This is a genomic window from Paenibacillus provencensis, assembly GCF_042678545.1.
Taxonomy (GTDB): Bacteria; Bacillota; Bacilli; order Paenibacillales; family Paenibacillaceae; genus Paenibacillus; species Paenibacillus provencensis.
The window spans coordinates 157,779-170,344 of record NZ_JBHTKX010000005.1; the positions used below are offsets into that span (position 1 = coordinate 157,779).

7 protein-coding genes are annotated in these 12,566 nt (G+C 48.6%); 6 read left to right on the plus strand and 1 reads right to left on the minus strand.

What is annotated here, in order from left to right:
- Positions 1-56: 56 nt before the first annotated feature.
- Entirely contained in the window at positions 57-998 is a 942-nt protein-coding gene (locus ACFQ3J_RS22600; protein WP_091161031.1) for a hypothetical protein, read from the plus strand.
- A gap of 254 nt (positions 999-1,252) precedes the next feature.
- Here ACFQ3J_RS22600 and ACFQ3J_RS22605 read toward each other — a convergent pair whose 3' ends face one another.
- Entirely contained in the window at positions 1,253-2,614 is a 1,362-nt protein-coding gene (locus ACFQ3J_RS22605; RefSeq protein WP_091161029.1) for a dipeptidase, read from the minus strand.
- Between the two features lie 331 nt (positions 2,615-2,945).
- On the opposite strand from ACFQ3J_RS22605, the gene ACFQ3J_RS22610 reads away from it, so the two are divergent.
- The 5 genes from ACFQ3J_RS22610 (at position 2,946) to ACFQ3J_RS22630 (ending at position 12,565) form a co-directional block, all read left to right on the plus strand.
- On the plus strand, positions 2,946-5,354 hold the full coding sequence (locus tag ACFQ3J_RS22610; protein WP_091161026.1) for an AraC family transcriptional regulator: 2,409 nt from the start codon (positions 2,946-2,948) through the stop codon (positions 5,352-5,354).
- A 338-nt stretch (positions 5,355-5,692) separates the two neighbouring features.
- Positions 5,693-6,679 (plus strand): ABC transporter permease, encoded by a 987-nt coding sequence (locus ACFQ3J_RS22615; RefSeq protein WP_091161024.1) that lies wholly within the window; start codon positions 5,693-5,695, stop codon positions 6,677-6,679.
- A gap of 47 nt (positions 6,680-6,726) precedes the next feature.
- A complete protein-coding gene (locus ACFQ3J_RS22620; RefSeq protein ID WP_047914474.1) occupies positions 6,727-7,611 on the plus strand; it encodes a carbohydrate ABC transporter permease in 885 nt (294 codons plus the stop codon).
- A 32-nt stretch (positions 7,612-7,643) separates the two neighbouring features.
- The gene (locus ACFQ3J_RS22625) at positions 7,644-9,182 is read left to right on the plus strand and encodes an extracellular solute-binding protein (RefSeq protein WP_091161023.1); all 1,539 of its coding nucleotides are present in this window, start codon (positions 7,644-7,646) and stop codon (positions 9,180-9,182) included.
- Positions 9,183-9,295: 113 nt separating this feature from the next.
- A complete protein-coding gene (locus ACFQ3J_RS22630) occupies positions 9,296-12,565 on the plus strand; it encodes a glycosyl hydrolase (protein WP_091161021.1) in 3,270 nt (1,089 codons plus the stop codon).
- Position 12,566: the final 1 nt, after the last annotated feature.

Genomic DNA, 12,566 nt, shown 5'->3' on the forward strand with positions numbered 1-12,566 from the left:
AGGCGGGCTGTAATGCAGCCAGCCCGCCCAAAGAGCCCCATCCTCCATGCAGAGGAATGGGGATTTGTGAAGTTGCACTTGAACATCAAGGCGAAGCAGAAGAGCGAAGAGGACGGAATTGGAGTGAAGAAGCGGAGCGTTCGTCATTGCCGGCAGACTTCAACTGTATAATCATAGTAAGATCAAGAAGTCTGCCGGCAACAACGATCGGAACCCAATCCGTCTACGGAGCGAGCCAAGCGAGCCCTTCATCTACGGAGCAACGCATCCAATACGCCCTCCTCCGCAGCAACACCAACACAAAAAGAGCGGGCTTTAATGCAGCCAGTGCCCAAAGAGCCCCATCCTCCATGCAGAGGATTGGGGCCCTGAGGCATTTTAAGGTGTTGTGCTTTGAGCCATTGAGGCGAGCCGAAGAGCGAAGAGGACGGAATTGGAGTGAAGAAGCGGAGCGTTCGTCATTGCCGGCAGACTTTAACCGTGTAATCACAGTAAGATCAAGAAGTCTGCCGGCAACAACGATCGGAACCCAATCCGTCTACGGAGCGCCCAAGCGAGCCCTCCATCTACGGAGCAACACATCCAATACGCCCTCCTCCGCAGCAACACCAACACAAAAAGAGCGGGCTGTACAAACTGCCAGCCCGCCCAAAGAGCCCCATCCCCCATGCAGAGGAATGGGGATTTGTGAAGTTGCACTTGAACATCAAGGCGAAGCAGAAGAGCGAAGGGGACGGAATTGGAGTGAAGAAGCGGAGCGTTCGTCTTTGCCGGCAGACTTCAACCGTGTAATCACAGTAAGATCAAGAAGTCTGCCGGCAACAACGATCGGAACCCAATCCGTCTACGGAGCGAGCCAAGCGAGCCCTTCATCTACGGAACAACGCATCCAATACGCCCTCCTCCGCAGCAACACCAACACAAAAAGAGCGGGCTGTACAAACAGCCAGCCCGCCCAAAGAGCCCCATCCCCCATGCAGAGGAATGGGGATTTGTGAAGTTGCACTTGAACATCAAGGCGAAGCAGAAGAGCGAAGGGGACGGAATTGGAGTGAAGAAGCGGAGCGTTCGTCTTTGCCGGCAGACTTCAACCGTGTAATCACAGTAAGATCAAGAAGTCTGCCGGCAACAACGATCGGAACCCAATCCGTCTACGGAGCGAGCCAATCGAGCCATTCTATCTACGAAGCAACGCATCCAATACGCCCTTCCATCTCCACAGCAACACTCTCAATTCCCTATGTAACTCCGCTTATACCTGCTTCAAATAATCCACAATCGTCAGCAAGCCTTTGTCAAAGTTCTCCAGATTAAAATGCTCATTCGGTGCATGGAGGTTCTCATCCGGCAGGCCGAAGCCCATCATAACTGCGGGAGCGTTGAGTGTACGGGACAGCTTTTCTACGATCGGAATGGAGCCGCCGTCTTTTGTGAATAGAGCGCGTGTACCATACACGTTCTCGAAGGCATCCGCTGCTTTTTGCAGGAAAGGATGGCTTGGATCAATGTTAAAGGCAAATGCTTTTTCCTTGGGAGTGAAGGAGAGCTGTGCTCCAACAGGTGTATGTGCCTTGAGGTGAGCTTCGATCGCATTTAGCACCTTCTGAGGGTCTTGGTCTGCGACGAGTCTGCACGTGATCTTGGCATGGGCTTCCTTCGGAATAACTGTCTTGCTGCCTTCACCTTGGAAGCCGCCCCATACACCGTTCAGCTCCAAGGTTGGACGTGCGCCTACGCGTTCTACGAAGGAGAAGCCCTCTTCGCCAAACAGAGTATCAAGCCCCAGATCCTTTTTCAGCTGATCCTCATCAAAATTCTGCTTGGCAAATTCTTCGCGCATTTCAGAGCTTAACTCTTGTACGCCCTCATAGAACCCATCCACAGAGACACGGCCTTGTGCATCATGCAGAGAAGCAAGCAGTGACACCATGGCATGGAGTGCATTGGGAACGCCCCCGCCATATGATCCTGAATGCAAATCGGTATTCGCCGTATGAAGTGACAATTCCATGGAGCAAAGACCGCGCAGTCCTGTAGAGATTGCAGGTTTGCCTGGAGCCAGCAGCGAAGTGTCAGAGATCAGGATCGCATCAGCAGCAAGCTTGTCTGTATGGTCTGCCAGGTATAGCGGGAGATTCGGACTCGAAATTTCTTCTTCGCCTTCAATACAGAATTTAATGTTTACAGGCAGTTCCTTTTCCTGCTTCAAAATCGCCTCTACAGCCTTCACATGCAGGAATAATTGACCTTTGTCATCTGTAGCTCCGCGAGCATATAGTTTACCGTCCCGAATATCTGGTTCAAACGGCGGTGTCTGCCACAGATGGAGCGGATCTACCGGCTGCACATCGTAATGGCCATAGATCAATAGTGTTGGCTTCCCTTCTGCATGAAGATAGTCTGCAGTAACAATAGGATGACCCTCCGTAGAGTGAATCTCTACATGCTCAAGACCCGCTGCCTTCAGCTTGTCAGCTACCCATTCGGCAGCCTTCAGGACATCTCCTTTATGCTCGGACAGAGCAGAAATACTTGGAATCGTAAGCCATTCCTTTAATTCGTTCAGATGTGTCTCACGATGTTCAGCAAAATAAGCTTTATAATCAATGCCCATTCTGAATTCATCCTCCTTGATTTTAATCCTAAACAGCAGCAATGATATTGCTTTGCCCTATTATTTTACACTCTTTTCGGCAGAATACGAAATTGTACCCGGAAGAAACATGGAATTCAGCCGCGCTAGCAGGAAATGAATGGGGGATAGCGAATGCAAACAGAGAATATTCAAAAAAATTTATAAAACTATAAATCAATTTATAAAATAGTAGAATCAATTTCATAATACCTTTCGCTGCTTTAATCAAAAGTATATATAGCTTCAAATTCACCTTTTTAATGAGTTATGAAATTGTAAACTTCATAGGAAACGGGCAGGTGAGCGATTCATGAATCCGCAGCAAGTGTTGTCGAGAGAGAAAGAATACGATCCACTACCTAGTGAGAAGAAGCGGCCTTTCAAAGGCAGGTACTATCGGAAGAACCTTATCACGATTCTGCTCATCGCGAGCATACCGGGATTGATAACAGGAATCGTGATCTACTGGCTGGTTGTCTCTCAGATGGAGGAGGAGTTCGGCCGTCTGCATCAGAATCAGATTAACAATCGTGCGTTGAATATGGCCGATCAATTCTCGTATATGGAGCTTGGACTATCCCACTGGGCATTTGAGCCTCGATTCGGCGAAGAGCTGAGGAATATGGATTACGTCTATCATTTTGATCAGACAGAGGATATCGTTACAACCTTGAATGTACTGCAAGGGTCGCATCCGCTGATCGATAAGGTACAGCTCTATTTGAATGAGCCGCAGTCAATTTTGTTTAACCGCTCATATGGAGAGCTGGCTGATGAACGCATGATTCGTTCTTATCACCAATATTTAACTGACGGCAATCAGGTGTACTGGACAGACAGGCTTCCAGGGCAGCTGCTGCCGGACGGTGAGGTGAACACCGCAGAAGAACTCTTGCATACAGACTCAAGCGAAGCGCTCGTACTGGTGCATAAAATTCCTGGCAGCAGTACTGCACCGTTCGGAGCCCTCATCGTAACACTCGACAATGACAAAGTTAGAAATCTAATGAAAACGCTTACTCCATATGATCAGGGCTCGACCTTTTTGCTGGATAAGAGCGGAGAGGTGCTGGTGTCCAGTGGTGATCACAATGGGGCCTCCTCCGGTGAGCTGAACGAGCAGATTAGGCAGCAGGTTGATCTGGAGCGAAATAACGGTTCTTTTTTGTATACATTTGAGAATACAACGTATTCGGTGTCCTATGGAAAGCTGAGTCGCATTGACTCTGACTGGGTATATGTATCGGCTGCTCCGATAACGGATATTACAGCACCTTTATTGTCGGTATCCAAATTCATTGTAATGGTCAGTGCGGCAGGTTTACTTATTGCCATCCTATTATCCTGGCTGGCCTCAAGGCGCATTTATTCACCTATTGAGCGTCTGCTTGGGGTACTCGGAACGAACGAAAAAGATCCCCTTCAAGGAACTTTGCTGCATCATGACGAGTTCGAATTACTTGAAACCTACTGGAACGATCTTCTCACGGAAAGAAGCAGAGCAAGACGTAAGCTGGATGATCGGCTGCCCATGCTCCGCGGAAGCTTCGTTATGCAGCTGATTCAAGGGCATCTATCATCCCACTCGGAAGCATATCTCATCGAGCAGATGTCGGATCTCGGATTTAAGGTGGAGGACCGTCAATTCTTGCTGGTGAAGCTGAGGCTGACAGGCTATTCAAATCTAAACGGTCGTTTTAACGAGCAGGACACAGGACTTGTTACTTTTGCAGCTGTGAATATTATCGAAGAGTTTGCCGCACAGCGGTTTGAACAGGCAGCAGTCCTGAATTTTCATGATCTATCGGCCGCTGTGCTCCTGACGGGTACAGACGGGGAGTCCCTGAAGTCCGCGGCTCTCGTGTGGGGAGAAGAGCTGATGCTGGTGATCAACCGAATCATGAAGATGAACGTAACGATCTTGATCAGCAGGCCAGCGGGCCCGGTATCCGAGCTTCCGGCACTATTTCTGGAACTCGAGCAGGCAGAAGCGTTCAGAAGCATTGAGGATTTGAATCAGCTTCTGGATCTGGATGAAGAAATGCAGTTCCGAAAAATAGAAGAGGCAAGCTATCCATTCCTCCTTGAACGCGATATCGTCCAGGCAGTGCGTACAGGCAAGACGGAAGAGGCGGATCGTTTATTGTCACAATTTATGGAGGAGGCCATTAAGCAGCATACGACCGAGTACCAATTACAGCAAACGATGCTTCAGCTGCTGGCGAGCCTGCTGCACATGATGCTTCAATCCGGAGTCCCCTCTCATCAGCTGTTCAAGGGAAGAAACCTGTATGAAGAGATTGCATCCCTGAAGGAACGGGTTCAGATCGGGAAGTGGATGAGACAAGAAGTATTTCTACCTTATATCCGTTACATGGAAGAGAGATCTCATGCCGGGCTTAAGCCCGTAATTGACCGGACGATGCAGCGTATCGACGAGCAGTACATGACAGACATATCGCTGGAGAGCTGTGCAGATCAAGAAGGAATGACTCCTTATGCGCTCAGCAAAGCTTTCAAACAGGTAGCAGGAATCAATTTTATAGATTACGTGACCTACAAACGGATAGAGGCAGCGAAGGAATTGCTGAGAGAAACGGATTTGAAAATGAATGATATCGCGGATCGAGTTGGTTATCAGCACAGCTACTTTAACCGGATATTTAAGAAGCAGGAAGGAATGACGCCGGGTCAATATCGCGATCAATGGCATCAATAGCATTGTGCTGAAGAAAAGACAGCCTCTACTTGTCCTCATGGAATATTCGGTGGATTAAGTAGAGCTTTTTTATGGAGGTGAATCAATTCTAAATGAATGGATGCACAAGCTTTCACCTTATTTACAAAAAAAGTAATTCAGGCAAAAAAGTTCAATAGCACAGAAATACCCTATTTTATAAGCATCTCAAAACGCTGTAATGACGTTCATTTCTGCCGAAGTTGAGGAACGGAACAAAAAATGAATGTTGGCGGAAACGCAAAACGTTGGATAAAGTAAGGAGCATACACTTTGACAACGCTTTCAAAATGAGCGAAGAAAATGGAAAGGAGACGTCTATGAACAATGATTCGCAGATCCCGGGAATCGTCGGTTACGGCTCTCAGATCCCTAGCAAGGCGGACATTAAAAAGAATGCAAGAAAACGATGGTTGTCCCAGCTAAAACGCAACAAATGGTTGTACCTGCTGGTCACGCCTGGACTTCTTTACTTCTTAGTATTCAAATATGCGCCAATGTGGGGAATCGTCATTGCCTTCCAGGACTATCAGCCTTTTCTCGGTATCCGGGAAAGTGAATGGGTCGGCTTCGAAAATTTCACGACATTTTTCCAAAATCCTGATTTCTACAGGCTGCTGCGCAACACACTGATTCTGGCCGTGTATGATCTCGTATTTTTCTTCCCGGCTCCAATTCTTGTGGCCTTACTTCTCAATGAAATTTCAAAATCGTGGTTTAAACGAACCGTACAAACACTAGTCTATGTTCCGCATTTTGTATCCATGGTTATTATCGCAAGTATTACGTATGTATTTCTTACACCGGACGGCGGGGTTCTGTATGAGCTGATCGCCTGGATCACGGGCACACCCATTGATGTTCTATCTGATCCGGATGCCTTCAGACCGCTCATTATCATTCAGATGCTGTGGAAGGAGGTCGGCTGGGGAACGATTATTTTCTTAGCTGCGCTCGCAGGCGTAGACACCGAACAGTACGAGGCTGCTATTGTGGATGGTGCTGGACGCTTTCGTAGAATGTGGCATATTACGCTTCCAGCGATTCGAAATGTCATTATTATTCTGCTCATTCTTCGTCTGGGCAACTTCCTGGATACCGGATTTGAGCAAATCTTCCTCATGACGAACTCACTTAACCGCGATGTTGCCGATGTGTTTGATACATATGTATACCAGGTCGGTATTACTCAGGGTGCATTCAGTTATAGTACAGCGGTTGGATTATTCAAGTCGGTCGTAGGGATTATCCTCATTCTTGGAGCGAATAAACTTGCCAAGAAATTCGGTCACTCTGGCATCTACTAGACAAAATATCTGCCAATAACATGACTCTTGCAAAGGAGGGACAGTAGATGGACAAAAGGTTTAATACGCCGGGCGGACGAGTCTTTGACGTATTCAATTACCTGATTCTCAGCATCTTCGGGATCGTCACCGTGCTTCCGTTTCTATATATCATCGGCAACTCGTTTGCTACGGAAGCCGAAATCACGGCGCGAAACTTCTTTCTCATTCCACATGATATTTCCTTCAGTGCGTATCAGTACATCTTTTCATCCTCTACGATTTTTAAGAGCATTGGTAACTCGGTATATATTACGGTTGTGGGCACACTCGTTAATCTGCTGTTCACACTAACGATGGCGTATCCACTCTCCCGCAAGGATTTTTGGGGAAGGAATGTCATCATGAATCTTGTCATCTTCTCCATGCTGTTCGGGGGAGGGATGATCCCGACCTATCTGGTCATTCGAGAACTGGGGCTCCTGGATACCTACTGGTCCTTGATTCTGCCGGGCGCCATTGGCGCTTTTAACCTGATTGTCGTCAAGAACTTCTTCCAAGAGCTTCCTGCAGGACTGGAAGAGGCGGCACGAATTGACGGTTGTACAGATCTCGGTGTATTTTGGCGCATTGTTCTTCCCCTATCCAAGCCGGTCATTGCTACTTTTGCGTTGTTTTATGCGGTGGGGCATTGGAATAACTTCTTCTCGGCGCTCTTATATCTCTCAGACAGTGCCATGTGGCCGCTGCAGGTCATGCTCAGGCAGATCGTGCTGCTCTCGCAGGGCACGGCCGGAGATATGGCGAACATGGATCCTAATTTTGTTCAGCCTCCGGAGCAATCCATTAAGATGGCGGTCATCGTCGTAGGCACGATCCCAATTCTGCTGGTTTATCCGTTCCTTCAAAAGCACTTTGCCAAAGGCATGCTGCTTGGTTCAATCAAAGGTTAATCCAAATCAACGATTAAATGGGGGTACTGTTTATGAAACAAGCCAAGAAGTCGGTTAAGCAATCCATCAAAGTTCTAAGCACTTCGTTCCTTGTGGCGGCTATCCTTGCCGGTTGCTCGTCCTCGCCAGACGGTAATGGTGAACAGGCGCAATCAGGTGCATCGGGAGGAGAGGCGGCAGGCAAACTGCAGCTTGGTATTATGGTACCGAACTTTGAAGCGGAAACGCCGGCTGCCAATAATCCCGTCATTCAGAAGCTGGAGGAGCTGACGAATACGGAGCTGGAATTTCAGTGGGTGCCCAGCAGCTCATACGAAGACAAGTTCAACATTACACTTGCTTCCGGCAAGCTGCCGGATGTCATGGTCGTTCTCGGTAAATCGCCAAGCTTCATCAATGCTGCACGCAACGGTGCCTTCTGGGAACTGAGTCCTTATCTGAAGGATTATCCGAACTTGTCCCAAGCGAATGAGATTATTCTGAACAACGCCTCGATTGATGGGAAGACTTATGGAATATATCGTGCACGTGTATTGGGACGTAACGGGGTCACCATCCGCAAGGATTGGCTGGATAATCTCGGCCTCAGCGTGCCGACGACCATTGATGAATTCTACAACGTAATGAAGGCCTTCACGGAAAATGATCCGGATGGCAATGGGAAGAAGGATACGTACGGGCTGATCGCAAGTAAATTCAACGGTCCTTGGGATATCATGTCGGTGTGGTTTGGTGCACCGAATCGCTGGGGTGAGGATGAGAACGGCCAGCTCGTTCCTGCTCACAAGACACCACAATATTTGGAAGCGCTCAAATTTTTCCGCAAGCTATATGAAGAAGGACTCGTCAACAAAGATTTTGCGGTCATGGATGCATTGAAGATGCCTGATCTTATGGTCAATGGAAAAGGGGGTGTCATGGTTGACGTAGCCGACAACGCCCAGCGGATCGATCAGAAGGTGCTCGAGAAGGATCCGAATGCAACGGGAGCCATCGACGTGCTGCCTGCCATGGTTGGACCTGAAGGGCACCGTGATTTGCCGACATCCGGATACTCGGGAATGATCGCTATTTCGAAGAGCGGCGTGAAGACAGAAGAGGAATTGAAGGAAGTGCTCACCTTCCTAGACAAGCTGAACGAGGAAGAACTGCAGATGCTGATGAGTTTAGGCATTGAGGGTACGCACTATGAGAAAAAAGAGGATTATATCGTACCGAGTACGGATAAACAGATTTTGCGCGATTTGAACGGTACGAATCAGATCTTGATGTTCATTCCGGAAACGCGGGGTCTCAGCGTAGAGCAGACGCCTGTCCGCAAGAAGGTCGCTGAAATTCAGAAGGCAAATGAAGAGATTGTCATCCCTAACCCGGGCGAGCCTCTGATCTCGGATGTGTATGCGCAAAAAGGACCTCAGCTAGACAACATCATAAATGATGCCCGTACCAAGTTTATAGTCGGTCAGATTGATGAACAAGGCCTGCAGGAAGCATTCGAGCTATGGGAGACAAACGGAGGCACGGAATATATCGAGGAAATAAACAAGCTGTACGCTGAGGTTAAACAGTAAGAGCTCTTCATTAACAAGCAGCATCCATAGATGAGGAGAGCGGGATGTCCCCTCTCCTTTTCCGTTGATGAACCATTTGAACGAAAATAGATCCTTACTGAGGAGGTGGCTTTATGTTGGCGTCGCAAACGTTCCAGAATCCGGGTAACGAATTCAGAGTGCAGCCCTTTTGGTTCTGGAATGGGGAGATGGATGAAGAGCAAATCGCATTCCAGATTGCCGAAATGGCGAAGCAAGGCGTTGGCGGTTTTTTTATCTGCGCAAGACAGGGGCTGACCATTCCTTATCTATCACAGGCTTGGTTTGACAAGGTAAAGGTTGCAGTGAGTGAGGCGAAGAAATATGGACTTCATGTGTGGCTATACGATGAGTATCCTTATCCCAGCGGAATGGCGGGAGGCGAGGTCACTCTCGAAATGCCGGAGGCGAAGCAGCGTACGCTGGAGCATTACACAAAACAGGTCTCTAGCGGGTCAAAAGTGTCTTGGACGCTGCCTTGGGCTGTTATTTTGTATGCGAAGGCCATTCGGCTGGGAGAGAAGGGGAATCGGTTATGGGAAGAAACGATCGATCTTCGCAAATCCATCGGAAATGTTCAGCTTGAACAGGTTTACCAGGAGACGGGGCTTACCTCCTATAATCGCAAGCGATTCTTCACCTATGAAACGGCATTTCAGCTCGAATGGGACCCTCCTGCGGGAGAATGGGAAATTCTCATCTTCATGGAAGAGGAAATAAGAGATTTTAAATATTACGGCAATTATGTAGATCCCATGAATGAAAAAGCGATGAAACGATTCATTGAGCTGACACATGAACGGTATGAGGCGGAATTGGGAGAAGAGTTCGGGGGCGTCATCAAAGGGATATTCACCGACGAAATTGCGCCGCTGGGCCGCATACCTTGGTCATCGCAGCTGCCTGCTTTTTTTAAATCACAGAACGGATATGATCTGTTGGAGCACTTACCGGCACTGATTTGCAGAGATGCAAGGGATGCTGCCCGAATCCGCTACGATTACTTTCAATCTGTCCATCTGCTGCTCAGACAATCCGTGCATAAGCAGGCCCATGATTTCTGTGAAAGGACGGGTATACAGTATGCCGCAGAGGTTCCGTCTGTCCGAATGACGACACAGCTGTACAGTCATCTCCCTGGCGGAGACTCGGCGCACGAGAAGATCGGAAGGTCGCTGTCCTATATCCTTGACAGGTATGGACTCAAGATGCGGGATAATCCGAAGATGGTCAGCTCTCTCGCAAGACAGCTGGGGAGAAAACGAAATATGATTGAGTGCTTTCACAGTGTGGGCTGGTCGATGACATTGCAGGATGCCAAGTGGATGATCGACCGAATGGCGGCGCTGGGTACGAATTTTTATAATTTTCATGCCTTTTTCTATACCATTGGCGGTCTTGCGAAGCATGATGCTCCTCCATCGCAGTTCGTACAGAACCCGTATTGGCCTTATTTTCGAGAGCTGGGTGATTATGTGGGGCGAATCAGCTATCTGATGTCTGAGGGATATGCAGATATTCGAATTGCCGTGCTGGATCCGACAACCTCCTTCTGGACCTTAATGGGCAATCCACTGCATGGATTCAGCTATGCAGGTGTCGACGAGGAGGAGAAGGAGGAGCTTGAACTGCTTAAGCAGGAATGGCTTACCTTGTCCACGCTTCTGCTTAAGCACCGCCGGGATTATGATCATCTCGATCCAGAGCTGCTCGCTAGCAGCACAGTGGACGATGGCAAAATCCGTATTGGCGAAGCCTGTTACGATGTGCTGATACTGCCGCCGCTTAACAATCTGGAGGCAGAACCATGGCAGAAGCTATCCTCTTATGTCCAGGCTGGCGGCAAAGTGATATCCATCGGTAGACTTCCGAATGAAATTATACAGGATGCAAGTCCTGCGAAGGAACAGATAGCAGCACTGCTGAATGGCGAGAACGCCCGATTTATCCGTACAGATGAGAGCTTGGAGAAGGCTTTTACCAGAGAGGTGCTGCCACTGCTTGATCGATGGGTCCCTGAAGCCGTCGCTTTAGAAATTAAGGAGGACCCCTTAGCTGTGCTGCAGCAGATTCGGTGGATTTCTAATCATCAGGCGCTTCTGTTTGTAACGAATCAGGAAGGAGAGCCGATAAGCGCAAACCTGAGGATCGATGCGGAGGAATTCAGGACGAGAATGGGTAAAGGCGATGACTCACAAGGCCAGCTCTATATAACGATGAATCAAATATCACTGGAGACGGGAAGTGAAAATGCAGCAGCTGCACTTACGCCGCTCTACTCTGAAACAAACAGTTTGACCGGGTATGAACGGTCTATCGAACTGGCGCCTTACGAAGCCCGGGCTTATCTAATCGATTGCAAGCCTGAGGCTATTCAGACAGCAGAGACCGTAACGGTATCTAATCGATGCTGTCAGGAAGTATTGATCCCCTTATCTGGGACCTGGGAGCTTACGGCCGCCGAGGAGAATAAATTGAGGCTTGGCGAGTTCTCTTTGACCGTCATGGATGCGGATGGCAAGGTGCATATCCGTGGCGCCGAAGTTACGGCCAAACCCTTCATTGACCAGGTTGCCAAATGGGGCAGCGAAGGTCTTCCCATAAGGTTCAATCAAGTGTTCGGTACGCCGAAGCAGGCTCAGCTGGCTTATCCTTTGTATGCAAGATATGTTGCTGAATTCGATTGCCGTACCAAGTTGAGCCACGGTCTTCTCTTCTTTGACCGGCATGCAATTTCGGGGGAATACACCCTTGATGTGAATGGAAGACGGCTTACAGGGGACGAGTTTATGTCTGTCAACATTACTGATCACAATAACATCGCTGCAAACATAGGCGCTTACCTCTACGAAGGCATCAATAAGATTGTGGTTGAGGTTCGAATCGAGAAAGACGATGACGGACTTCTAGATCCTTTAATGCTCTCAGGCAGCTTTGGTGTTTATTACGTGGGTGAACAGCTTGTGCTTGATCTGCCGGAGCAGACCGGAATTCTCCAGCCGGAGCCTGTGGAGGGCTATCCGTATTATGCGGGCACAATGCGTTATCGCCGTACCTTTATGTATTCAGCACCAGCCATTCAGAATACGGATAAATTCGAGCTTACCTTTGACGATTTCCGGATTCAGGATGTTGTCGAGCTCCGTGTAAACGGTCATTCACTTGGTGTCAGAGCGTGGTCGCCCTACCAGTGGACAGGAAGCACCAACATCCTGAAGGATGGAGAGAATGAAATCGAAGTGAGTGTAACGGGAACGCTGATCGGGCTGCTCGAAGGAACTTATTTCGATCAGGAAGAGCATGGTCTCAGGAATGTGAAGGAATGTTATCGCAAGCCAATATCGCTGTTTAAGGAGAGAACCTGAT